The organism is Marinobacter aromaticivorans, from assembly GCF_002806975.1.
GTDB classification, from domain to species: domain Bacteria; phylum Pseudomonadota; class Gammaproteobacteria; order Pseudomonadales; family Oleiphilaceae; genus Marinobacter; species Marinobacter aromaticivorans.
In genome coordinates this window covers 134,477-158,785 of the sequence record NZ_NIHD01000005.1, presented here as the reverse complement: position 1 = coordinate 158,785, position 24,309 = coordinate 134,477, and the positions used below count along the sequence as shown (strand labels likewise).

The window sequence follows — 24,309 nt, the reverse complement described above, 5'->3', positions numbered from 1 at the left end:
GCCAGTAAAGGCAAGTTAAGGGAGTGATCTGGAATTAATGCTGGAGCATGGCAGCAACAACAGCCTTCCGGCGAAGTATCGGATCGCCCTCGCCTTATCAACCGCTTTGCTGATTCATACGTTGCTGTTATCCGGCATCCCTTCGCTTGTGCAGGACGCTCCTGTCAGGCACCGGGAGCAACTCACCCTGGAACTGGTGGCAACAACCACTACCCAGGCTACGCCCGCCCCCGATTCGTCCAGGCAAAACCCTGAACCCGATCCAGCGACCAACGCGGTTCCCGACAACAGCAATCCGGAGCCCATAAAGCCGGATATCCTGGCAAGCCAATCTCAGCAGAAAACCGGGCACCAGGATTTCAAAACCCGTGAAAACGCCCGAGCCTCCGAACAGACCGAAAAGACAGGGCCAGCGGAGGCGGCCCTGGCGTCACCTGCTTCCAGTTCGCCACCGGTAAGCGGGGCCCGTGGCCAGGTTGCAGAAAAGGAAAATACCGGGGAGCTGACCCGAATTACGCAATCGTCCTCGGAACAGGACCCCTACCTGGCCAAGCTGGCCATACACCTTGCCAACCAACTTGACGCACAGCGAATACCGGCAATCCGGGATCTGAGGGATTCCAGCACTATGGAACTGGAGCTTCAGTTACTGTCGAATGGAGCTCTGACCAGAGTAAGAGTGATCAGGTCAACGGGCATTGCTCAGATAGATCGTGCGGCCTACAGGGCCGCACTCGCGGCAAGCCCGTATCCGCAGCCACCGCCCGGCAAGCCGGATAACAGCCACTTTGAAGTAAAACTGGTGTTTGCTCCGTCGCGGCTGTAACCGACCTCCTGGCGGGCATAAGGAGGGATCAGGCCTCGGCTTGCCGGGCCGCTTCTTTTACCAAAGTGGCCAGCTCACCATTTTCAGACATTTCCATAATAATGTCGCAACCACCCACCAGCTCACCATTCACATAGAGCTGTGGATAGGTAGGCCAGTTCGAGTAGACTTTCAGAGCTTCGCGCAACTCCTGGTTATCCAGAATGTTCACAAACGCAAAGCGCTCTCCACAGGCCATCAAAGCCTGAGAGGTCTTGGCTGAGAAGCCACACTGCGGAGCCTGGGGCGATCCTTTCATGTAAAGAATAATGGGATTTTCCGAAAGCTGGGTCTTAATGGTTTCGTTAATGTCCATGAACATTTACCTCTGGTTAAAAAGGAACAGCATTCAGCTGTTGCACCTGTCTTGCCTGGGCACCATTGTACACGTCGCACAAGCTTCTCAACAAACATGGCAGTTTGATACAGCGCAAGCCTGCCAGCCGCAGCGTTGTCATCATTGGCGTGAACGGCTAGACTTGATGCCCCCGTTTTTATCACCAGTATTTATACTCATCCAGGGCTTAACCAAGGTAAGGGCCATCCCATGGCAGCAAGGCATTTTCTGACACTGAATGACATGACCACCGCTGAACTTGAGAGTCTGGCGGACCATGGAACCAGACTCAAAAAAGAACGGCGTCAGGGTAAAGTCAGGGACTCTCTTAAAAATCGCGTGCTGGCGATGATTTTTGAAAAGTCTTCGACCCGAACCCGGGTTTCTTTTGAGGCCGGAATGACCCAGCTGGGCGGCTCTGCCATGTTTCTTTCCCCTCGGGATACACAACTGGGCCGCGGGGAACCCATAGAAGATTCTGCCATCGTAATCTCCAGCATGGTCGATGCAGTGATGATCCGTACCTTTGCCCATAAAACGGTTGAAACCTTTGCAAAGGCCTCAAGTGCGCCTGTGATCAATGCCCTTACTGACGATTTCCACCCCTGCCAACTGTTAGCCGATATGCAGACCTACCGCGAACATCGTGGCAGCATCAAGGGTGCTACCGTGGCCTGGATTGGTGATGGCAACAACATGTGTCATTCGTACATCAACGCGGCCGCGCAGTTTGATTTCAAATTAAACATTGCAACGCCCGAGGGCTACGAGCCAGACGCGGAACTGATGAAAGCCAATAGCGACCGCGTCACTCTCATGCGCGAACCGGCAGAGGCTGCCCGGGATGCAAACCTCCTGGTAACCGATGTCTGGGCCTCCATGGGCCAGGAAGATGAACAGAAAGCCCGTGAGAAATCGTTCAGCCACTACCAGATCAACCCGGCATTGATGGAACTGGCTGCACCAGATGCACTGTTCATGCATTGCCTGCCCGCCCACAGGGGCGAGGAAATATCTGCAGACATGATGGAGCACCCGGGCTCGGTCGTCTGGGACGAGGCCGAAAACCGGCTCCACGCCCAGAAAGCCCTGCTGGAATTCCTGATTCTCAACCGCCTGGACTGACACCTATGAGCACGCCCGAAACAACCACCCACAACTGGCTGCTTGAAGTCAATAACCTGTCCTGCGGCTATGGTGGCGAAGCCGTTGTAAAAGATGTCAGCTTCGCGCTCAGTCACGGTGATATCGGCTGTCTGCTGGGGCCCAGCGGTTGCGGGAAAAGCACCATATTGCGAGCCCTCGCAGGGTTCCTTCCGATTACCAGTGGGGAAATACGCCTGCAATCCCGGCAAATCAGCCTGCCTGGCCGCACACTTGCGCCCGAAAAACGCCGCATAGGAATGGTTTTCCAGGATTATGCCCTGTTCCCGCACCTGACCATAGCCGATAACGTAGGCTTCGGATTACAGGGCCTCGACAAAACCGAGAAACGGCGCAAAGTCATGGAGTTGCTGCATGTGGTCCACCTGCAGGATCTGGCAGACAACTATCCGCACGAACTCTCCGGCGGGCAGCAACAGCGGGTTGCTCTGGCCCGGGCACTGGCTCCGGAACCCACGCTGATCCTTCTCGATGAACCTTTCTCCAATCTGGATGCCGACTTGCGCCGCAGGCTCAGCCTTGATGTTCGTGAGATCCTGAAAACGCTCGGCATCAGCGCCATTCTGGTGACCCACGATCAGCAGGAAGCCTTTGCCATGTGCGATCAGGTGGCCGTGCTCCAGAAGGGCAGAATCCAGCAGTGGGATGTGCCCTACAACCTGTATCACGAACCGGCCAACCGTTTTGTTGCCAGCTTTGTGGGGCAAGGCGGCTTTATACCCGGCAAGGCAATCGGGCCGGATACCATAGAATCCGAGCTCGGCATTATTCACGGCAACAGGGCCTATAAATGGCCCTCCGGCACCCTGGTAGATGTGCTTATACGCCCGGACGATATTGTTTACGATGCGGAATCAGATCTGCGCCCGAAGGTAGTGGAAAAAACCTTTGCCGGCACGTCCACGCTCTACCGCTTCCGGTGCTCCGAAGACACCGAGTTTGAAGGGCTGTTCCGCAGCCACCTTGATTTTCATCTGGGCGAGTCTGTGCCGGTGCGGGTAGAGGCCGACCATCTTATTGCCTTTGAACGCCATAGTGATGCGTCAATGCCCGCAAGTCTCTGAGCTTCAATTGTTACAGACCCGTTCCACGGCATCCAGCCAACCCGCATACAGCGATTCACGCAATGCCGGCGGCATGCCCGTGTGAAACTGCCTCTCGCACTCCCAAAGCTCCGAGATTTGTTCCAGGCTGTCAAAGACACCCGTTTGCAGACCGGCAAGGTACGCTGCGCCCAGTGCCGTGGTTTCGGTAATCCGGGGGCGATCAACGGTAACGTTAAGAATGTCTGCCAAAAACTGCATCAGCCAGTCATTAACCACCATTCCGCCATCCACGCGGACGGACGCCAGGACAGCGCCGTCATTCTGGATGGCGCGAACCAGATCCTTGGTCTGGTAACACACCGACTGCAGCCCGGCCGTAACAATCTCGCCTATGCCCGTATCCCGTGTCAGCCCCATGATGGCGCCCCGGGCATGGGGGTCCCAATGAGGAGCACCCAGCCCCGTAAACGCCGGCACCAGATAAACCTGATTATCCACACCTACCGACTGTGCGTGGGCGGACGACTCCGCTGCATCGCCAATCAGCTTGAGGCCATCACGTAGCCACTGCATGGCCGCACCCGCCACAAAAATACTGCCCTCTATGGCGTAACAGGGCTGGCCATTGAGGCGATAGGCTACCGTTGTGAGCAGGCGGTTCTCGGACCGAACGGCTTTGCTGCCCGTATTGACCATCAGAAAACAGCCGGTACCGTATGTGCTCTTGGCCATGCCCGGCTTAAAACAGGCCTGTCCTATAAGCGCTGCCTGCTGATCCCCTGCAATGCCGGCGATCCTGACCGGTGCACCCAGCCACCGGGCTTCGGCCTCACCATAATCGGCCGCACTGTCCAGCACATCAGGCAATAAAGGCCGGGGCACCCGGAACAGCTTCAGTAACTCGTTGTCCCAGTTCTGTTCATGAATATTGAACACCGCTGTTCTGGAGGCGTTACTGGCATCGGTAAAGTGTGAACGACCACCGGTGAAATTCCATAAAAGCCAGCTGTCTACGGTTCCAAACGCCAGCTCACCAGCTTCTGCACGGGCGCGCGCGCCTTCCACATGATCCAGTATCCAGGCGATCTTTGTAGCAGAGAAGTACGGATCGATCAGCAGGCCCGTGCGCTCTACCACGGTGTCTTCATGGCCATCGGTTTTCAGCTTGGTACACAGGGAGGCTGTACGCCTGTCCTGCCACACAATGGCAGGATGTATCGGCTTGCCCGTGGCCCGGTCCCAGATAACGGTAGTCTCGCGCTGGTTGGTAATACCTATGCCGGCCAGATCGGAAGCATCAAGCCCGGCTTTTTCAAGGACGCCACGGCACACAGCCAGCGTGCTTTCCCAGATTTCCGATGCATCGTGCTCCACCCTGCCGTCACTGGGGAAATGCTGTGTAAACTCCCGCTGATCTGTCGCAATACTGGCACCCTTCTGATCGAACACAATAGCCCGGGAACTGGTTGTGCCCTGATCAATAGCAAGCAGGTAAGGGGTCATGATGAATCCTGATGTCCGGTTGTTTACCGGATTCTAACAGCTGGTTTGCAGGAAGAAGAGCATTGCGCCAGGTTCAGCAGGAAATACGGAAGAAAAGATACAGAAGTGTCTAAAAAAAAAGGGTCGGAAACCCGACCCTCAAATGACGAATGAAACAAGGAAAGTTCGTAAGAACCACAACCTCAAAAGTCATCCCTTACAGTTCCTATTATCAAAACCTGTGGCCGGTTTTTCAGTAGTGCTTGTGTAGTCGCTTTGTTACATCTGGTGATGACCTGAGACCTGGCTCTCAAACCGACTCAGAACCCGGGCTCCAGTGGTTTTTTACGGGGCCACACAAGACTGAAACGCGCCCCGCCCAGGCTGTCACTGCGGCTTACAAAAGCCTGCCCGTTGTGCCAGTACAGGATTCGCCTCACGATTGAGAGGCCAAGCCCGTACCCGCCGGAGGTTCGGGTGCGGCTGTCGTCCAGCCGGGCAAAGGCCGTGAACACCTTCTCCCATTCATCTTCGGGAATACCCGGGCCATCGTCTTCCACATCGATACGGCAATGGTCTTCATCTATATGGCAACGGACAAGTACCTTACCCGCTGCGTAACGCCCGGCATTCCCGACAAGATTCTGGATAGCACGGTGAATATAACGGGGCTCCACGTCCGCCATGGCATAACGCTCCGAGGCCTCATCAATTTCACTTTCAATACTCAGGGCCGGGCGCACAAGCTGCTGTTCATCCACAACCTGTCTCACAATGTCGGTTACGGATGTTTCCTCAAGCGAAAATACCGGGCCGCCCTGCTCCAGCCGGGCGTAGGTCAGGATTTCGTCAATCAACTCATCCAGTTCCTGGATATCACCATCAATACCGTCAAGCTGCTTCTGCAGTGCTTTCTGGTCCTGGCAATCCTCAATCATCTGCACGCCAAAACGGATACGGGCTACGGGGGTTCTTAGTTCATGGGAGACCGCATGAATCATCTCGCGCTGAACGTTCACAAGGCGCTGTATGTGTTCCGCCATACCGTTAAATGCGGCTGCCAGGCGGGATACAACCGTACCCTCGCCTGCCTCGACCCGAGCGCCCATCTCTCCGCGCGCAATACGCACAGCAACAGACTCAACCTTGCGCAGGTTGCTGTCCAGGTCCCGGAGCACAAGAATCAGCACCAGCGCCAGAACACTCCCGGACACCAACAGTAATAACAGGATGACCGGCCAGGCCCACGGATTGAACGGTGCCGGCATGACAAGCTGCACCAGCTCACCGTCTGCTAACCGAACCAGTACACGCCCATCCCCGTTATCCTGATAAAAGGCGAAACCCTGGCTGGAAACACGCTCCAGCACCTCATCACCCGGCAGCGCTGACGGATCCTCAAGCCACATAACCCCAACATTCAACCCTCCGCTCAGCCGTTCCGCCGCCTTGGTGCGCTCTTCCGGATTAGTGCCATCGAGGTGCACGCGCAGAATCTGTGCCGAGACAACCGCAATATCCCGGTACGGATGAGACAGCCCGAGCTGCAGCGTTTCACCGTGGAAACCGGTTACCAGAAAGCGATAGCCCAGGCTGTTTTCAACAGCGACCACCTGGCCATAGCCCAGACGCTCGCGGGTAACCGGTGAAAGCGACAGCTCTTGCGCACTTGCAACCCGAAAGTCATGCCAGGGTGTCAGCCAGTGGTACTGTTGTTCCGGCGCCGGTGACGACGCAAGCCAACGCATCAATGGCTCTGAAACACGCTCATGCCAGAACTGGGAGCGCACGGAGTTGATACCAACAAAGAGAACCATGCAGAGCAAAACAACCAATGCTGAGAGGCCAGCCAGGCGGGCATACAATTTGAGGGAAAACTTCAGGGGCATGTCAATTAACCCTGCAGGAAAACGTCGGCAGGAGAGCCCGTGCCGACGCCAAAGACGGAATCGTCAGGCTTCCTTCACAAAAAGATAGCCTTTACTTCGAACGGTCTTGATCCTGCGGGGATGGATTGGGTCATCACCAATTTTCGGACGAATGCGGGAAACCCTGACATCAATGGATCGGTCCTGACCATCGTATTCGATGCCCCGTAAGGCCGTGAAAATTTCTTCCCGGCTCAATACACGACCCGCGTTACTGGCGAGCAGCCAGAGCAGATCGAACTCGGCGCTGGTCAGATCAATCCCTTCCTCGTTCAGCCAGGCCTCACGCATTGAGCGATCGACCACAAGATCATTGAACTGCAGCCGTGAAGGCTCCTCGCCGCCTGCTTCGTCTGCGCCACTTTGCGCATTTTCCGTCACACGGCGCAGCATGGCGCGGATACGGGCCAGTAGCACGCGGGGTTTTACCGGTTTGCCGATGTAATCGTCGGCTCCCATTTCAAGGCCAAGCACCTGATCCAGATCATCGGTGCGTGCCGTGAGCATAATAATGGGGCCGGAATAGAACGGGCGTACGCGGCGGCAAATGGAAAGACCATCCTCACCGGGCAGCATCAAATCCAGTACCACAAGATCCGGCTGTTCATTGCGGATTCGCTCGACGGCGGGGCCTCCATGGGTTTCGAGTGACACGGCAAGGCCGTTGCTTTCCAGGTATTCACGGGTCAGCTCGGCCAGCCGCTCATCATCTTCGACAATAAGAATTCGCCAACTTTCGTTTGTCTGTTCCACGCGGTCCATCTCTGATTTTGTTTTTCCGGGTTCCGATTTTTGCCTGCCTCCGACGATACAGGCAACCTGATGTAACAGCAATTATAGATGCTTTTCAGAAATATACATGGAACCACTCTGCGCTTACACCCGGTCACAACGACCGGGTACGGAATACCCTTGCGCAGGCAAACAAACACTCGCTCAAAACAGTGGCCGGCCCTGCGCAATTTCCTCATCGGTCGCTTCACGACGATCAATGATTTCCAGATCAAAATACAGGGTAAAACCGGCCAGTGGGTGATTGGCGTCAACCCGTATGAGATTGCCGTCAATGCCCACGACCTGGACGATCTGGGCATTTTCGCCGGTGTTGGTCTGGAATTTCATGCCCACCTTCAGGTTTTCAACACCTTCGAACATCGATCGGGGAATTTTCCGGACCAGATCCTCCCTGTGCTCACCATAAGCCATGGAGGGCGGAACCGTTACTTCCAGGCAATCCCCCGCATTACGGTCTTTCACCGCCTCCTGGATACCTTTGATGATATCCGGGCTGCCGTACAGAAAGTGCAGAGGCTCACTGCCCTCCGAAGTATCGACCAGCTCGCCGATTTTGTTCTTCAGCACATAGTGAACCGTAAAAACGTCAGGTTTTTTCTGGAAATCTTGCATCAGGCTTTCGAGTTCCCCGTATCTGATGAGTTTTCAGTCAGTTGCAGGCCATGAATCAGAAGGCGCTGATCCAGTTTGTCACGCATCCCGTGGGGCTGGTGAAGGCCCATTCGCTGCAGCAATTCGGTATACCGGCCCTGCTCGTCTTTGGTCCGAAGAGCCCGTAACAGCGTCGAAAGTTTACCACGGCGGGTCGCCGTTTCAGACTTGAGCCTTTTGAGCGCCTTGACCAGAACCAGTTCCTGATCAGTAAAGTCCCCGCCAAAGGGAAATGCCGGAAACCAGTCTTTGTCGCCGGCCACTGCCAGGGCCTCGGCGATGGCTTCCGGTGTATTGTTAAGCCAGCTGTCCGGCAACCGGAACTTTGCGTCCACTTTACCGGCTTTCTGCGCCTGGGTAAGCAGGTCCTGCTGAAAACGGGAATCTGCGATACGGATCAGGCGCAGGTACACCTGCTCATCGCGCTGGCCGCGCAGGTCTGCGATACCGTATTCGGTAATCACAACGTCCCGCAGGTGACGGGGAATGGTGCAATGTCCGTAATTGAACACTATGTTCGACACTACCTTTCCATGGCTTGTGCGGTTGCTGCGTAAAGTGATAATTGAACGGGCACCTGGCAGTTCGTGTGCCATGGATACGAAGTTGTACTGGCCACCCACACCGCTGAGCACCCTGCCATCCTCAAGCCCGTCGGAAACCGCGGCGCCGTTAAGGGTGTACATGATGGCTGTGTTAATGAACCGGGCGTGTATGCGTTGGGCAACCTTGAGGCGCTGATTACCAAACCGATGATCGTACAGGTGGTTAATAAACCTGACACTGGTCATGCAGATACGATCACGCTCCTCGTCCGGGAGTTCGCGCAACGACTGATAGAACTGCCGGGGGCCAACGTAAAAACCTCCGTGTATGACAACTCCCCCTGCAAGCCGTTCTCCAAGCACTCTTTTTTCAATAGCCTCGCGCGCTTCAGGGTCGTCCAGATCACCGTCCAGAGAGTGCTCACCAATACGAAGTCGACCACCCTTGAACTCAACCGAATCACGAAAGATTCCATAGCGAATCAGCCAGGCAACGTCCCTCGCCCGCAGGGGTGAGTCAATAAGCCCCTCGCGACGCAGCACATCAAGAGTCGCCAGGGAAACCTGCTGGTCAATTTCATTAGTATTAATCAACGTCTGAAGATCAGCATGATCAAATACCTCACGCCGGAGAAGCCCCGCTTCCATAAGATACAGGAAGCCGTCGACCATCATCTCGCTGCAACCGTAGAGCCCCTTCTCAAAAGGCCCGGTCCCACCTTCTTTTTCTACGATCGGGAAATGCTCAGCAACCTTCAGATAGTCAAACACCGCCCGCCATGTATCGTTATTCTTGTGGCGCAGGATGGCGCTGTGCACCAGTGCCGAACCAAGGGAGCCGATACCGAGTTGCAAGGTGCCGCCATCTTTCAGCAAGGTGCTGGCGTAAAAGCCGATCAGGTGATCTTCCGGGGTGATGTCCGTCTGGGGCGCAGAGAACAGCGGGTACTCCGAGGCCTGATGCTCATACATTATGTCGAACTCGGCTTCGGCAACTGCAGCATCGCGACCGAACCAGGGCAAATGACGATTGATTTCACCCACGATTGCCACCGGGGTGCCCGCGGCCTCTCGCTCCCGTATCAAGGGCAGCAAATCAATACTCAGGTCCGGGTTACAGCTGAAACTGACCATGCCCGGTGCAGCATGCAGCTCGCCAGGCGCCACCATCTGGGCAACAAGGTTAACCCCCAGATCCATAAGATCGCGAACCGCATGGGTATAATTGCTGGATACGTAGCGCCGTTGCTGATTGCGATTGTTGAGGTAACTACCTGCCTTGAAGAAAAACTCTGACACCTGAACGTTGGGGGGCAAGCTGTTGTTGTTGACGTCCCGGGCGTACTGCAACTCCGGAATACTGCCATAAAGGCGATCCGCAACGGGGCCCATGAAGCGCCTTTCCAGAGAAGAACCGCCCAGAGGCGCCAACAGTGAGAGCGCAGTAAAAATATGCAGATTGATCTCAGGGTCGTCCTTCGCCCTCTGATACAGCGCATTGACAAAATGCACCGGCTTTCCCAGGCCCAGAGGCAAACCCAGGATAATTGTCTTGCCTATCCGGCGGATAACTTCATCTACACAACCTTCCATGTCATTCAGTCGCGGCCTGCTATTTACTGCCATACAAGGATCCCCATCGATCATTCAGCATGTAAAATCATCGGGGAATCATCACATGGCCAATTCACGCAAACAATGCACGAGATCATGAATCCGGTGTTAACCGACGCCAGTACAAACTACACACACCGCAGGACACAATTTTTCTGGGAACGGGAGAGCAAGACGGGAAACACACGAAAGGGAGGGAATGAGTACCAGGGGTGGGAAAATCAGAAGTTCCATTTCAGATTGAGACAGGCTCCTTCATTCAAAAGCGCTATACCATGATCAGCCTGGGCAGGCTGGGAAGCATAGTGCTTGCCGGTATTCCTGGAACGCACCAGTGAAAGGCTCAACAGACGAGACCCGATTTCTGCAAAGGCATCAGCGTCGTCTTCTTCGAAGTCACCAGACATGCGCTGTTGCAGTTCATAGATACCCTCGACGGTCATGGTTTCACTCGCCGCATTATCGAACGCGCGCTCAGAAGCCTCTGCGCGAACCACAAACGCGGCAACGTTGAGAACAAGCAATGCGACGAAAATGCGAATAATCATGGTACTTGGAGCGACCTTTTTAACCGGAACGAAAGTTTACTTATGCACTAGGCTAAAGTCTAACTTCTTTACGGCAAAAAAATGTGAGATCGCACACAATGGCGCCGCTTTTTTGTCACCGGGCCGCCCACTTTTTGTCAAAAAATGATCCGCTTCATTTCCGTATGTAACCAAAAATCCGCCCATCGATGCCAACCCCCTTTGACATCAACATCTTGCCAAATAAAGAACCTGCAAATTTCTTCAAGGGCAAGGATAGGTAAATTCCTGATGAATTGCCTCAATGGCCTCCAGCGTATCGGGGCTAAGCGTCACACTGAGTGATCCCAGGTTTTCACGTAACTGGTCCATACTTGTTGCACCAATTATGTTGCTGGTTACAAAGCTACGGCTGTTCACATAAGCCAGTGCCATCTGCGCCGGGGAAAGATCATTTTGCCGGGCAAGCTCTACATAGGCCCGGGTAGCATCAAAACCACTTGCACTGGTGTAGCGGCTGAATCGCTCGAATAACGTCAGGCGTGCTTTTTCGGGCCACTTGCCTCCCAGATATTTACCCGACAGCATACCGAAGGCCAGGGGTGAGTAGGCCAGCAACCCTGTCTGTTCCCGGTGGGCAATTTCTGCCATACCCAACTCAAAAGACCGGTTCAGCAGATTGTAAGGGTTCTGGATACTGGCAATCCGCGGCCAGCCCCTTTCACTCGACAGGCGCAGGTACTCCATGGCACCCCAGGGTGTCTCGTTGGATATCCCGATGTGTCTTACCTTACCGGCCCTGACCAGCTCATCGAGTGCCTCCAGGGTTTCTTCAATGGGGGTAAATGTCTCTTTCGGATTGTGCTGGTAACCCAGCTTGCCAAAAAAGTTGGTCGTACGGTCGGGCCAGTGCACCTGGTACAGATCGATATAGTCGGTCTGCAGGCGCGTCAGGCTGGCGTCACAGGCCTCGATAATGTGATCGCGGGTCAGGCGCGGGCCATTGCGCAGGTAGCTCAAGCCGTTGCCTGGCCCCGCAACCTTGGATGCAATCACCAGATCGTCACGGCGCCCGCGCTGTGCCAGCCAGTTACCCAGGTAGGACTCGGTCAGGCCCTGGGTTTCTGCCCGCGGCGGCACCGGATACATTTCTGCAGCATCAATGAAATTCACCCCCTCCGAGGTGGCGTAATCCAGCTGCTCGAAGGCTTCCGACTCGGTATTCTGCTCACCCCAGGTCATGGTTCCGAGGCAGATCAGGCTGACATCAAGACCCGTGTTCCCAAGTTTTCGCGTTTGCATACCACCTCCAGATTCTTCATGTGTCGTCACTCTAACATTTGCGCATTGCGCTTTCTTCATTAAATCAACAGGGTGGGCAACTTCAGAAGAGGCTCTCCCGCGCCGGAATCTGGACTAGACTTGTAGTGGTAGAGGTTCACGCGTGCGGAGCGGTCAATGCGTATATGGAAGGTCCCTTTAGTGCTTGTCCTGATTGTAGCGGGCGCCACTGTGCTCTTGTGGCAACTTGCAAAACAGCCCCTGCGGAATGCCAGCGACAAAGCCCTCTCCCGCCCTTTAATGGCAGATCCGGAGGCAGGCGTAAATGGCCTGTCGGCGCGCGGAATAATTATGGCCGAAGACGACACACAGCTCACCGCCGAACAGCAGGCAATGCTTGATGACCCCAGGGTGATTGAGTTTGCAAAGCGGCTGGACTTCCAGGATGAGGTGCGCGGTTTCTTTTCCGATGCCGCTGCCCTGCCCCCCGATGAAACCAGGCGCAAGGCCACAGCCATTGGCAACCGGCTGAATGAATACGAAAACACCGGGCAAGTCAGTGCCCCGGAAGCCTTGGTGCTCCGGCTGGCCATGGTGCAACTACTGGAACCCGATGAAGCGTCGGCGAAAACGGCAGCGGCGGCCTTGATCGAAGAGTACCGAAGCGCTTCGGAGGCTCGCCTGGCGGACTGGAAATCCAGGCCGAAACCGGAGTTTGAGAGTTATAAAGACCGGGAACAGGCCATTGTGGCCGAAGTGATGGCCATGGAGCGCTTTCCCGACGGCCTTACCCGTGACCAGTATCTGCGCCAGCGCCTGCAAGAGGCCCGGATAGAAACCATGGGCCAGGGTGAACAGAAGTAACCCTGGCCCATGGTACCGGCAGGCTCCTCAGGTTCCGCCTGCCTGTGCTCTCAAAGCAGCTGGTCCAGTGACCAGTAAAGCAGGTTGAATGGCTTATTGTAATCCGCGACCGTATCGGTTTCCGATGCCTGCATAACGGCACCCTGCCCATTCAGAACGTTGCCGATAAAGTCGTCCAGCTCAAGCCCCAGCTCCTGAATATCGGCATTGGCAAACTCGATAATGGAAGTGCAGTGGCTTTCGTTCACATCGCGGAACATCGGCAGGTAATACCCGAAGTTGTCCAGGCCCGCCAGCGTGTTCTTGAGGCGCGTTGTGTCAGTGGCCCACTTGTCGTGCAGCAAGGATTCTTTTGTGGCCTGATCAGGTGCATTGGCAATCTCGGGATAGAAACGCTCATAGGAGTACGATGAGTAGTTCAGATCCCGCCAGAAATGCGTATGGCCCATCCGGTCGCCCGGGAGGGTTGCGGAAAGCGCACCATAGAGACTGCCCAGATCATTCAGATCCAGCGCCGGCAGGCCGGATTTGAGGTACGCCAGCGGACCACCAGGCTGGTCAAGCCCCCAGGCTTCACGGATATAGGTTTGCAGAAGCACCGACGGGTACTGCTGCGGGTCTGCCCCGGTGGGTGCACTGAACGCCGGACCCGAGTCGTTGATCAGGAAGCTGCGGGTTGGTGCCATATCCCGTCGCACAGGATGATAATTCGTAAGGCCGCCGATCCCGCCGGCACTGCAACCGGTAGCCAGCATCTGGCCGGGCCGCTGGAGATTGTCTTTCAGCCAGGAAATGACCGCACGGGTATTGCGCAAGCCATTGTGGTGCCACACCAGCGGCTCCCCGGCGCCCTCGGGGTCTTCATAAACCGCCACCCGATCGCCGGAATAGATATCACCGGTACAATAGGGCACATACACCATGTTCCAGTCCTGGGTTTTCACCCGGCTCCAGGGGTGCAAGCGCACCACAAAGGGGCTGACAAGGCTGGCGCCGGGATTGAGCAGGCTCAGATAATCGTCCGGAATCCCATCCGGATTGCGGGCGCCGCGAATGCCCGACTGCCCGCTGCAACTTTCGTAATCCCAGCAGGCTCCGCCGCCTTCAAAGTACACCACGGTATTGGAGGAGTTGGGCACCCGGTTTACAAAAAACTTGTAGGTTGAGCCGTTGCCACATACGGCGCCTGTTTCCGGTGCCAGCGGCACGGTTTGCCAGGTGTAGTACTCACCCGGGGAAAAGCCGTCACCAAACCCCGGAGGATTCGACAGCAAGGGATAGTTGCCCTGGCGTTGCTGGTCGGTTACCGGATTGTCCGGCCCCGGTGGCGAAAAAAGGTTGCCCAGCGTGCGCCAGAAGCCATAATCCCCCAGTTCGGCCAGTGCCGTTGCAGGCAAGGCAAAAACCAGCAGGCCGGCAACCAGGCCAGCCCGAAAGCAGCGATAAAACCCGTTCTTCCTCATCACTCATCTCCTGCGTTTTTCTTGTTGATTTTCCGGAGTAAACCTCCAGACGCCTAAAGCAGGAAAGCGTCAAATTCAAATTAGACGGGGCGGCTGATTACTTCAAAAAATATGGGCAGGCACAACAAGATCGATTTGGCCTAAGAAATGCCAGGTTATTCTGCAGCCGGTTGCAGCGCGGCGGCCCGGGTTAATCAAATAACCGCAGCTGGGTAACCGGCGCATCATCATTGCGAAACCGCACCCCCAGCCCCAGAAGGCGAACCGGGCGCTGGCGGTTGGTTACCAGTTCGGTGAGCAAAGGCAGGTAATCCTCGAACCCCGGCTCTTTTATATTTTCCCGGACCCGTTCCAGGGTATGGGTCGAAAAATCGCTGTAGCGTATCTTGATAAACAGCTTATGAATGGGCTTGTCCCGGGCCTTACGGGAAAGCCGGAGATTAAGATCCGCCGCCAGCGATGCCAGAACAGTCTCACAGGCTGTCAGATCCGGCAGATCCTGGGAGAACGTGCGCTCTACACTCACGGATTTGGCTATCCGTGACACCACAACAGGCCGTTCGTCCCTGCCGTGGGCCATTTCGTAAAGCCGGTAGCCCTGCTTGCCGAAATGTTCAATCAGCACATCGGCACCCAGCTCCTGCAAGTCGCCACAGGTCTGCGCTCCGAGTGCATGCAGCCTGGCCGCTGTTACCTTCCCGACCCCGAACAGCTTCTCGACTTTCAGACACCGGACAAAGCTGTCTACGTCGTCCGGCCGGATTACAAACAGCCCATCGGGCTTCTTCCAGTCGCTGGCAATCTTGGCAAGAAACTTGTTGGGTGCCACACCCGCCGATATGGTAATACCCACCTCTTTTTTTACCCGCTCGCGCAAATAGCGGGCCATCAGCGTAGCGCTGCCCCGGTGGTCGGTAATATCGGAGACATCCAGAAACGCTTCATCCAGAGAGAGGGGCTCAACAAGGTCGGTCAACTCCCGGAGAATACCCATGACCTGTTGCGACACCACCCGGTAGCGGGGGATATCCGTGGGTACCGTCACCAGGCCCGGGCACAGCCGCCGGGCCTCGCTGCCGGGCATGGCGGACCGCACACCGTATGCCCGCGCCTTGTAATTGCAGGTGGTAACAACGCCACGGCCTCCGGCACCCCCAACCGCCAGGGGCACATCCCTCAGAGACGGGTCATCACGCATCTCCACTGCCGCATAAAAGCAGTCACAATCCACGTGGATGATCTTGCGTTGAGGCATAATCACTGCGCTCGCGTCGGGTTTCTGTACATTTATACAGCCTTGTATCTTAAAGTAAGATGCTGAGAATGTCAGGAACCCTGATAACAACCATCGAACAGCATTGCGAGGCACCATGACTAACCCCATCCCGGAGTCTGAACGAACCGAAATAGAAGCCGCTGCATTTCGGCGCCTGGTCAGGCATTTGCGCGACAATACCGATGTCCAGAATATTGACCTGATGAACCTGGCCGGGTTCTGCCGCAACTGCCTTTCAAAATGGTATCGTGCAGAAGCTGCCGAGCGAGGCCACGAGATATCTGACCCTGCAGCACGGGAAGAAATCTACGGCATGCCGTATGAAGAATGGAAAAACCTGTATCAGTCGGGCCCGAAGCAGGCCCACAAATAATGTATGTAATTGAAGCCGGCGCCAGGGAAGAGATCCATTCATGAGCGACATCGCAACCCCGGGGATACAACAGGTGTTCCAACTGAAAAGTGCCAGCGTCTCGATGACCGCGCTGGAGCTGTACTATTTCGATAATGACGAATTCGAAGAAGCCCTGCGGGACAAGATCAGCCAGGCTCCCGGTTTTTTCCGGGATACTCCGCTTATAATCAGCCTGGAAAAATACGAAGGCCTCGACAGCGAACTGGATTTTTTCAAGATTATCGGCGCTTGCCGGCGCAACAACATCCACGTTATTGGCGTTCGCGGTGGCAATAGTGATCAGCGCCGCCTTGCCCGTGGAGCCTCTCTGGCGTTGATGCCCGGCAGCGGGCAGCGCGACCGGGCCCACGAAACCGAAAACCCTGGCGAGAAGGCAGAATCTGCCCCTGCTCCGGCGCCCCGGGCTGCACCGGAAGCATCGCCGGCCAGAATCATCAGCCAGCCGGTGCGCTCAGGCCAGCAAGTTCACGCACCGGAAGGTGATCTGATTATTCTGGCACCGGTTCAGGCAGGCGCAGAAGTACTGGCGGCAGGCAACATTCATGTCTACGGGCCGCTGCGAGGCCGGGCACTGGCCGGTATACATGGCGCCGAATCCGCAAGGATTTTCTGTCAATCCCTTGAGGCAGAGCTTGTGTCCATCGCCGGACACTATAAAATCTCCGAGGATCTTCAGGACAACGGCTGGAAAAACGCTGTGCAGATTCAGCTCAGAGACGACCTGCTGGTGGTGGCACCACTGGACAAGGCCTGATACTGGAATCGAACAGAATAATGTGACCGGGCCAAACCCGGCAGAAACGACGAATCCATCAAGACACAGGAAACATACCTTGGCTAGAATCATTGTCGTTACCTCAGGAAAAGGCGGCGTTGGTAAAACCACCACCAGCGCTTCCATCAGCACCGGCCTTGCCAAACGTGGCCACAAAACCGTAGTGGTAGATTTTGACGTGGGTCTGCGCAACCTCGACCTGATCATGAACTGCGAACGCCGGGTGGTGTATGACTTTGTTAACGTCATCCAGGGAGAGGCTTCGCTGACCCAGGCTCTGATTCGCGACAAACGGGTTGATACGCTTTATATACTTCCCGCCTCCCAGACCCGCGAGAAAGAAGCCCTTACCAAAGAAGGTGTTGAACGCGTCATCAACGAGCTGTCTGAGACCTTCGACTACATCATCTGCGATTCCCCTGCCGGTATTGAACACGGTGCTTTAATGGCCCTGTACTATGCCGACGAAGCCATTGTGGTGACCAACCCCGAAGTTTCATCGGTACGGGATTCCGACCGGATTCTGGGCATTCTGCAAAGCAAATCCCGCCGTGCGGAAATGGGCCAGGATCCTGCTAGGGAGCACCTGCTGGTGACCCGATACAACCCGGAACGGGTTGAGCGTGGCGAAATGCTTTCAGTGGCGGATGTCGAAGAAATTCTCGCGGTTCCCCTGCTGGGCGTGATCCCTGAAAGCCAGGTTGTCCTCAATGCATCGAACCAGGGCCTGCCGGTGATTCTCGAAGAAAACAGCGACGCCGGCCAGGCCTACGATGATGCAGTTGCGCGCCTTCTGGGCGAGGAACGGGAACAACGTTTCATGACGGTCCAGAAGAAAGGCTTTTTCTCCAGAATGTTCAAGGGAGGCTGACGGATGAGTTTCCTCGATTACTTCAGAGGCAAAAAATCGGGCTCTTCCGCCAGCGTGGCAAAAGAGCGTCTGCAGATCATCGTGGCCCATGAACGTGGCCAGCGTGAGCAGCCGGACTACTTGCCGCAGTTGCAGCAGGAACTGCTCGCGGTGATACGAAAATATGTACAAATCAGTGACGACATGGTTCAGGTAGAGGTGGACCGCAACGAAAGCTGCTCTGTTCTGGAGCTGAACGTTACCCTGCCGGAACGCTGATGCCGGCCCGGCTATCCCGGGCTATCCAGAGAGTGCCTGCCCCGGCCAGATACCTGGAAGATCTGCGGGCAGGCATTTTCGTTTTACCATCGGGCGAAGTGGTCTTCCATCAAACCCCGCAAGTCCTTAACAACAATGTGGTTGCCGGTCGCATCGGTAACGGTTCCGTTGAATGTGCCTGCGTACTGCCGGAAATTGGACGCCAGTATGCCTGCGTTGAGCTTTTCCTTGCGCACCGCAGCCGGTACAAAGTGCAGATCAACCCGGCCATCCTCCGTTGTTACGTGCCAGTCGCCGCCCTCATGATACCGATCAAAGCGGAAGCGGGCTGCAGCGAGTTTCTGGCACTGCCCGTCCAGCCATAATGCATTTTCAGTCATGCCGGTTTCGTTAACGCCGGCGGCCAGATTCAGCCCCAGTGACCGGCCGCCTGGCAGAGGCCCGGCCAGGCTCGCCCAGTTCCAGGCGGTTTCACGGCGCATGAAACCGCAACTCCAGTCAATGGCACCGCGAGTGTTGTCATCACACCGCCAGATACGATGATCCCAGCAAATTTCACCTTCCACGGGCAGACCCGCTGATTTGCGGGTGAACACCCAACCGTTATAACCCGCCGGGCAAACCAGCCGCAGGGGGTCGTTATCCTCTTTCAGCGTCAGCTCCACACGAATACCGCCTGGTGCCAGAACAGACACATTGCGACCACCGGAAACCGGCAGGATTCGCATGGCCACATCACCCTTGCTGAACGAGGCGGAACCGTGCTCCGGGTAGGGTTCAATCCGTGTGCCTAGTGCCAGCGGGCTCATAAAACTTTGTTCAAGCATTTGCCCGGATTCGAAATCATAGAGGTAGAAAAAACCGCTTCCCAGCAGCTTCAGATCGACCAGCGCCATACCGAATACCCAGCCGGGGCCAGTCGCACTCACAAACTGGAACTGGTTAAAACGCCAGCGCCGGGCCAGTTTCGAGCGCGGGCGATCCATCACTGTTCGCAGGTCGTAATCGAGGTAGTTGATTTCTTCTACCGGCTGCACCAGCACACCGGGTGCAATGTGTCCTTTTGCATCAATCAGCTTTTTTGTGGTCATGGTCATCGTCAATTCGGGCCAATTTAACGAACTGCTCCACCAGGTGGCTACCTGGTTCACAATCCCCTTCTTCGAGGCCCTGACGTCCAACGCCTCATGTTAGACTCGGCCCACCATCTTCAAGGAAGTGTAGCTTATGAGACAGACCGGAGCCCATGGCTTCAAAGGCTGGGCCTCAGTCATCAGCGGTGTGATCTGCGCCTTGCTGGTTTCTGCCATGGCGGCTGCCACGGCCCGTGCGGCTTTGCCCGCTGAAGACAGCGAGGCGTGGAGCTTGCGCAAAGAGACCGGCAACATTCGCATCTACACCATGGACCAGAGTGATTCCAGCTTTCAGGCATTCAAAGCCGAGGCCCTGCTTGACGCACCCATAGAATCCATCATGGCGGTTATGGTGAACCCTGCGTCCTGTATGGAATGGCTGCTTAACTGCACAGAGTCCTACGGGGTAGGTAAAGGCAGCTTTCACGAACGCTATGCTTACTCGGTAAACGACATGCCATGGCCGGTAACCGATCGCGACTATGTGCTGACCATCCGCACGCGGGGCAACGAGGCCTCCGGTGAGGTCATCATGGAAATGAACGCCACACCCGGCCTGCGGGCAGAGAATAGCAGCCGCATAAGGGTAGATCGTTCAGACACCTTTTACCGCTTCATTCCCGAGGGCAACAAAACACGGATGATCTGGTTGCAACACACCGACCCCAACGGCGCCCTGCCCGGCTGGCTGGTCAACACGCTGCTGATTGATATACCGGTGAGCTCCATGCAAGAGCTGGAGCGGGTGGCGGACCAGGACAACTATCAGGGCTATAATCTGATTTATGATGAGAGCGGTCGCCTGGTTGATGTGCGGCAACCTGACGGCAACTGAGGGGTGACGGGCAGGGCATGAAACGCTAAGCTCTGGCAAAGGACTGAAAAAGGCGGAAGACATCCGATGACCGTACTCGCTTACGAGATAATGACACCCAGCATAAAGGCGGTACCGCAGTCATGGACCATGGATCGTCTGGCCCGCTTTCTGACCGACAACGAAATCACCGGCAGCCCTGTTACCGACGAATCCGGCGAAATTGTCGGTATAGCCACGCTGAAGGACATTACAGAATTTCGCTGGAACGCCACCCGCTCCGATGCCGGCAAGGAGCTCACCACCGAAGAACAGCAGGAAGCCCGGCGCTTGCGCATGGTGCTTTTCGAGGAGATGGGCAAGGTACCGGTAGAAGTAAGGGATATTATGACTCCCATCGTATTATCGGTTGACGAGCGCACGCCGGTGCGCGACATTGCCAACATCATGATGAAAGAACACCTGCACCGAATTTTTGTTACCCGGGATGCAAAAATAACCGGCATAGTGACGACATACGATATGCTGAAAGTCATTTCAGATGAGGAGCTTACCGAACGCTGCGCCCGTAACAACTGAACCATAACAGAGGTAGCGCCCCCTATGCCCAGAACACCGGAAAGAGCACCGGCAATAGCACCGCAAGCTCGAAGAACCATGTACGTCCTCGACACCAATGTCCTGATCCACGATCCCAACGCCCTTCTCAACTTTGAAGAACACGATGTCATCATTCCGATGACGGTCCTTGAAGAACTCGACGGCCTTAAAACCGGCAAGCAGAGTGTGGCGGCGGATTGTCGCCAGGCCATCCGCACCATAGACAGGCTGCTTGGCGATGCGAGCCCCGGGGATATCGAAAAAGGTGTCCCCATCGTTCGTGCGAAAATGGCAGAGCCTCTGGGCACCCTGTCCATTTTGATGAGCACCGAGCACACAGGTAGCCACTCACTGCCGGAGCACCTGAACGACAACAAGATTATCAACACCCTCGCCGCGCTTCAGGAACGGCACAAGTCCCGGGATATCATTCTCGTCAGCAAAGACATCAACATGCGGCTGAAAGCCAGGGGCTTCGGCGTGGAAGCCCAGGACTACCAGAACGACCAGCTGGTTGATGACATTGATCTGCTGCCCAAAGGCTATATCGAGTTCCCCAACTCGTTCTGGGACACAATTGCAAAGGTGGAAACTGTGCAGCGGGAAGGGGTAACCGAGCACATACTCAAGCGCGAAGGCGAGCTGGCCAAACTCAACATCAACGAATTTGTGCTTGATGAGCAGGGGTTTATCGGCAGAGCCGTCGATATCACCGACACCCACGTCGTCATCCGGGATCTGCACCAGCACGATCTGATGAACGAAGAAGTCTGGGGTCTGGTGCCTCGGGATATCTATCAGGCCATGGCCCTGCACCTGCTGCTTGATCCGGATATCCATCTGGTCAATCTCACCGGCTCAGCCGGCTCCGGCAAAACCATTCTGGCGCTTGCCGCCTGCATCGAAATGACCGTTGCCAGCAAGCTCTACAAGCGGATCATTGCCACACGCTCAACCCAGGGCCTGGACGAGGATATCGGTTTTCTGCCCGGTACCGAGGCGGAAAAAATGGAGCCCTGGCTGGGGGCCATCGTGGACAACCTGGAAGCCCTGCACGAAGACGATGAGAACATGACCGCCAGTGTGGATTACATCCTCAGCAAGGTGCCCCTGCACTTCAAATCCATGAACTACATTCGTGGCCGCAGCTTCCAGCACAGTCTCATCATTATTGATGAATCCCAGAACCTGACACCGCACCAGATCAAGACGATCATCACCCGCGCGGGCAATGGCTCCAAGGTGATTTGCCTGGGCAACCTGGCGCAGATAGACACGCCCTATCTGAGCGCCTTGAGTTCCGGCCTGACCTACATGACCGAACGCTTCAAAAGCTTCAGCCACGGCGGCCACATTCATCTGCAAGGGGTGCCACGCTCGATACTGGCAGAGTTTGCGGAAGCCAATTTGTGAGCAGAGCCCTTAGTCTTTAGTCTAAGGTTTGTGCCGGAACACTCTCGTTCCGGCACAAATTAGATACACTGACGTTATCTGCCACCCTGGCAGCGTTCAGAATATAATCAACCATGTTCCGCAATATTTTATCGGAAAACACCGCTACACAAACACACAGGTAGGCATCGATGAGCTCTATTATATTGATGGTACTCGGGCTTGGTGGCATGGCGCTGGGCTTTTTCGTTTACTCGAAATTTCTCGCACATGTTGTTTTCAAGCTGAGTGACCAATTCAAAACTCCGGCCGTAGAATTTGAAGACGGCATCGACTTTGTCCCCACTAACAAGTTTGTACTCTGGGGCCATCACTTCACCTCGGTTGCCGGTGCCGCTCCCATTGTGGGACCTGCAATCGCTGTTATCTGGGGCTGGCTGCCAGCCTTCTTGTGGGTCACCCTGGGGACAATTTTCTTTGCAGGCGTTCACGACTTTGGCGCCATCTGGGCCAGTGTAAAAAATAAAGCCAAATCTGTGGGCACCCTGACCGGCGAAGTTGTTGGCACCCGTGCCAGAGCGATATTTTCCATCGTCATCTTCCTGGTTCTGTTGATGGTCAACGCGGTATTTGGCGTCGTTATCGCCAAGCTGCTGATCAACAACCCGGGCTCCGTTGTTCCTGTATGGGGCGCCATAGCCGTTGCACTGGTGATTGGCCAGGCCATCTACCGGGCGAAAATGAGCCTGCCGCTGGTTTCTCTGGTCGGCGTTGTTGCCCTGTACTTCCTGATCTACATCGGGCCATCCATGCCAGTTTCTCTCCCCGAATCCGTTGCCGGGCTTTCACCCAGTGCGGCATGGATCGTCATTCTGTTTGTGTATGCCGCCATTGCCTCGCTGCTTCCTGTGTGGGTGCTGCTCCAGCCCCGGGACTACATTAACGGCCTGCAGCTGTTCGTCGGGCTGGCGGCTCTGTATGCTGCCGTGCTGATTGCGAACCCCACAGTGGTCGCGCCCATGATCAACGTTGATGTGCCTGCCGGTACACCGTCCATGATTCCATTGCTGTTCGTCACCATCGCCTGTGGTGCGATATCCGGCTTTCACGGCCTGGTTTCTTCCGGCACAACCTCCAAACAGCTGGCCAAAGAAACCGACGCTCGTTTTGTTGGCTACTTTGGTGCCACCGGTGAAGGTGCACTGGCGCTGGCCGCCATTATTGCCGCCACCGCCGGCTTTGCCTCCCTGGCAGACTGGCAAGCCGTGTATCACTCCTTCGGCCAAGGCGGTGTACTCGCATTCGTAGAGGGTGGCGCGGCCATTCTGAGCGCCGGCACCGGTCTCGATATTGCGGTTGCCGCTACCATGCTGACCGTTATGGCGGCGCTTTTTGCCGGCACTACCATGGATACCGGCCTGCGTCTGCAGCGCTATATTTTCCAGGAATGGGGCGAGATCTATAACATCAAATGGATGGCCAAACCGCTGCCGGCAACCCTGCTGTCTGTAGGCACATGCCTGGCACTGGCTTTTGGTGCCGGCGGTGCAGATGGCTCCGGTGGCCTGCTGATATGGCCCCTGTTTGGCACCACCAACCAGCTCCTGGCCGGCCTGACATTGCTGGTTGTGACCGTTATGCTGGTACGCCGTGGTTCACCTACGTTTTTTACTCTGGCACCACTGGTCTTTGTACTTGCCATGACGCTCTTTGCGTTGCTGATTCAGCTTAAAGGCTTCTACGAGAAGGCAGACTGGTTCCTGTTTACCATGGACCTGGTGGTTCTTGTGGCAGCCATTTTTGTGACACTGGAGTGCGTTGCGGCCCTGAAACGGGCAAAAACAGAAGCACGCCTGTCATCCGCGGCGGACTGAGCACCCCCTGCAAAACTGGCCAGGCCAGCCCTGGCCAGTTTCATATTCCGGGAGTATTTGATGAAAAATACCCTTTCCCGCCTGAAGTACCTTTACCGGAAAGCCAGCCGTGCTGGTGCGGACTACTACAACGCACCCTACCGGGCCGCCATTGCCCGCGCCCGACGCGAAGAGGATGATCTTTTCATGCTTCTGGTTTTCAGCGAAATGATGGGCATACCCAACCCGGCAGGCTGGTACTGCATGGAACTGCAGCCGCTGATGCTGGAACGGTTCCACGACTGGCATACCCGCATGGGTATGGAGCGATCACCGCTCGATAATTTCCGCTGCTGCTGA

At 55.9% G+C, this 24,309-nt stretch carries 24 protein-coding genes; 13 read left to right on the top strand and 11 right to left on the bottom strand.

All coding sequences use genetic code 11. The features are described from left to right. The first annotated feature begins 37 nt into the window (after positions 1 to 37). Positions 38 to 826, top strand: coding sequence for a TonB family protein (locus CDH48_RS09470; RefSeq protein WP_100688487.1), 789 nt, complete (start codon positions 38 to 40; stop codon positions 824 to 826). A 28-nt stretch (positions 827 to 854) separates the two neighbouring features. Here CDH48_RS09470 and grxD read toward each other — a convergent pair whose 3' ends face one another. Then, on the bottom strand, positions 855 to 1,181 hold the full coding sequence (grxD, locus tag CDH48_RS09465; RefSeq protein ID WP_100688598.1) for a Grx4 family monothiol glutaredoxin: 327 nt from the start codon (positions 1,179 to 1,181) through the stop codon (positions 855 to 857). 231 nt (positions 1,182 to 1,412) lie between these two features. Between grxD and argF the strand changes: the two genes are divergently transcribed. Further along, a complete protein-coding gene (gene argF, locus CDH48_RS09460) occupies positions 1,413 to 2,327 on the top strand; it encodes an ornithine carbamoyltransferase (RefSeq protein ID WP_100688486.1) in 915 nt (304 codons plus the stop codon). Between the two features lie 5 nt (positions 2,328 to 2,332). Then, entirely contained in the window at positions 2,333 to 3,430 is a 1,098-nt protein-coding gene (locus tag CDH48_RS09455) for an ABC transporter ATP-binding protein (protein ID WP_100688485.1), read from the top strand. 3 nt (positions 3,431 to 3,433) lie between these two features. Here the strand turns inward: CDH48_RS09455 and glpK are convergent, their stop codons facing one another. From glpK to CDH48_RS09420, 7 genes are all read right to left on the bottom strand, one after another. Then, positions 3,434 to 4,915 (bottom strand): glycerol kinase GlpK, encoded by a 1,482-nt coding sequence (gene glpK / locus CDH48_RS09450; protein ID WP_100688484.1) that lies wholly within the window; start codon positions 4,913 to 4,915, stop codon positions 3,434 to 3,436. Between the two features lie 299 nt (positions 4,916 to 5,214). Then, positions 5,215 to 6,783, bottom strand: a complete 1,569-nt coding sequence (locus CDH48_RS09445; protein WP_100688483.1) for an ATP-binding protein — start codon at positions 6,781 to 6,783, stop codon at positions 5,215 to 5,217. A gap of 63 nt (positions 6,784 to 6,846) precedes the next feature. Further along, the gene (locus CDH48_RS09440; RefSeq protein WP_100688482.1) at positions 6,847 to 7,584 is read right to left on the bottom strand and encodes a response regulator; all 738 of its coding nucleotides are present in this window, start codon (positions 7,582 to 7,584) and stop codon (positions 6,847 to 6,849) included. 174 nt (positions 7,585 to 7,758) lie between these two features. After that, on the bottom strand, positions 7,759 to 8,229 hold the full coding sequence (locus CDH48_RS09435; RefSeq protein WP_100688481.1) for an FKBP-type peptidyl-prolyl cis-trans isomerase: 471 nt from the start codon (positions 8,227 to 8,229) through the stop codon (positions 7,759 to 7,761). Further along, on the bottom strand, positions 8,229 to 10,439 hold the full coding sequence (locus CDH48_RS09430) for an acetyl-CoA hydrolase/transferase C-terminal domain-containing protein (RefSeq protein ID WP_100688480.1): 2,211 nt from the start codon (positions 10,437 to 10,439) through the stop codon (positions 8,229 to 8,231). Before CDH48_RS09430 ends, CDH48_RS09435 begins: the two co-directional genes overlap by 1 nt. Positions 10,440 to 10,648: 209 nt before the next feature. Further along, positions 10,649 to 10,975 (bottom strand): hypothetical protein, encoded by a 327-nt coding sequence (locus CDH48_RS09425; protein WP_100688479.1) that lies wholly within the window; start codon positions 10,973 to 10,975, stop codon positions 10,649 to 10,651. 243 nt (positions 10,976 to 11,218) lie between these two features. Then, positions 11,219 to 12,256 carry an NADP(H)-dependent aldo-keto reductase gene (locus tag CDH48_RS09420; RefSeq protein ID WP_100688478.1) on the bottom strand — a complete coding sequence of 346 codons (1,038 nt, stop codon included), beginning with the start codon at positions 12,254 to 12,256 and terminating at the stop codon, positions 11,219 to 11,221. Between the two features lie 156 nt (positions 12,257 to 12,412). Between CDH48_RS09420 and CDH48_RS09415 the strand changes: the two genes are divergently transcribed. Further along, positions 12,413 to 13,099: a hypothetical protein gene (locus tag CDH48_RS09415; RefSeq protein WP_157807813.1), complete on the top strand. Its 687-nt coding sequence runs from the start codon at positions 12,413 to 12,415 to the stop codon at positions 13,097 to 13,099. A 50-nt stretch (positions 13,100 to 13,149) separates the two neighbouring features. Here CDH48_RS09415 and CDH48_RS09410 read toward each other — a convergent pair whose 3' ends face one another. Together CDH48_RS09410 and dinB are read right to left on the bottom strand one after the other, a co-directional pair. Further along, entirely contained in the window at positions 13,150 to 14,562 is a 1,413-nt protein-coding gene (locus CDH48_RS09410) for a pectin acetylesterase-family hydrolase (RefSeq protein ID WP_100688476.1), read from the bottom strand. Between the two features lie 190 nt (positions 14,563 to 14,752). Continuing rightward, positions 14,753 to 15,817, bottom strand: coding sequence for a DNA polymerase IV (gene dinB / locus CDH48_RS09405; RefSeq protein WP_100688475.1), 1,065 nt, complete (start codon positions 15,815 to 15,817; stop codon positions 14,753 to 14,755). 115 nt (positions 15,818 to 15,932) lie between these two features. On the opposite strand from dinB, the gene CDH48_RS09400 reads away from it, so the two are divergent. The 4 genes from CDH48_RS09400 (at position 15,933) to minE (ending at position 18,157) form a co-directional block, all read left to right on the top strand. Next, a complete protein-coding gene (locus tag CDH48_RS09400; RefSeq protein WP_100688597.1) occupies positions 15,933 to 16,211 on the top strand; it encodes a DUF1244 domain-containing protein in 279 nt (92 codons plus the stop codon). 40 nt (positions 16,212 to 16,251) lie between these two features. Beyond that, a complete protein-coding gene (gene minC / locus CDH48_RS09395) occupies positions 16,252 to 17,007 on the top strand; it encodes a septum site-determining protein MinC (RefSeq protein ID WP_100688474.1) in 756 nt (251 codons plus the stop codon). A 79-nt stretch (positions 17,008 to 17,086) separates the two neighbouring features. Then, on the top strand, positions 17,087 to 17,899 hold the full coding sequence (gene minD, locus CDH48_RS09390; protein WP_100688473.1) for a septum site-determining protein MinD: 813 nt from the start codon (positions 17,087 to 17,089) through the stop codon (positions 17,897 to 17,899). A 3-nt stretch (positions 17,900 to 17,902) separates the two neighbouring features. Further along, a complete protein-coding gene (gene minE, locus CDH48_RS09385) occupies positions 17,903 to 18,157 on the top strand; it encodes a cell division topological specificity factor MinE (protein ID WP_100688472.1) in 255 nt (84 codons plus the stop codon). A gap of 83 nt (positions 18,158 to 18,240) precedes the next feature. On the opposite strand, the gene CDH48_RS09380 is transcribed toward minE, so the two are convergent. Next, positions 18,241 to 19,248: a DUF2804 domain-containing protein gene (locus CDH48_RS09380; RefSeq protein WP_100688596.1), complete on the bottom strand. Its 1,008-nt coding sequence runs from the start codon at positions 19,246 to 19,248 to the stop codon at positions 18,241 to 18,243. Between the two features lie 136 nt (positions 19,249 to 19,384). On the opposite strand from CDH48_RS09380, the gene CDH48_RS09375 reads away from it, so the two are divergent. From CDH48_RS09375 to CDH48_RS09355, 5 genes are all read left to right on the top strand, one after another. Next, positions 19,385 to 20,125 carry an START domain-containing protein gene (locus CDH48_RS09375; protein ID WP_100688471.1) on the top strand — a complete coding sequence of 247 codons (741 nt, stop codon included), beginning with the start codon at positions 19,385 to 19,387 and terminating at the stop codon, positions 20,123 to 20,125. Between the two features lie 66 nt (positions 20,126 to 20,191). Next, positions 20,192 to 20,683 (top strand): CBS domain-containing protein, encoded by a 492-nt coding sequence (locus tag CDH48_RS09370; RefSeq protein ID WP_100688470.1) that lies wholly within the window; start codon positions 20,192 to 20,194, stop codon positions 20,681 to 20,683. Positions 20,684 to 20,761: 78 nt separating this feature from the next. Continuing rightward, positions 20,762 to 22,117: a PhoH family protein gene (locus tag CDH48_RS09365; protein ID WP_100688469.1), complete on the top strand. Its 1,356-nt coding sequence runs from the start codon at positions 20,762 to 20,764 to the stop codon at positions 22,115 to 22,117. Positions 22,118 to 22,287: 170 nt separating this feature from the next. Beyond that, entirely contained in the window at positions 22,288 to 23,970 is a 1,683-nt protein-coding gene (locus CDH48_RS09360) for a carbon starvation CstA family protein (RefSeq protein ID WP_100688468.1), read from the top strand. A 60-nt stretch (positions 23,971 to 24,030) separates the two neighbouring features. Then, positions 24,031 to 24,309, top strand: coding sequence for a cory-CC-star protein (locus tag CDH48_RS09355; RefSeq protein ID WP_188437694.1), 279 nt, complete (start codon positions 24,031 to 24,033; stop codon positions 24,307 to 24,309).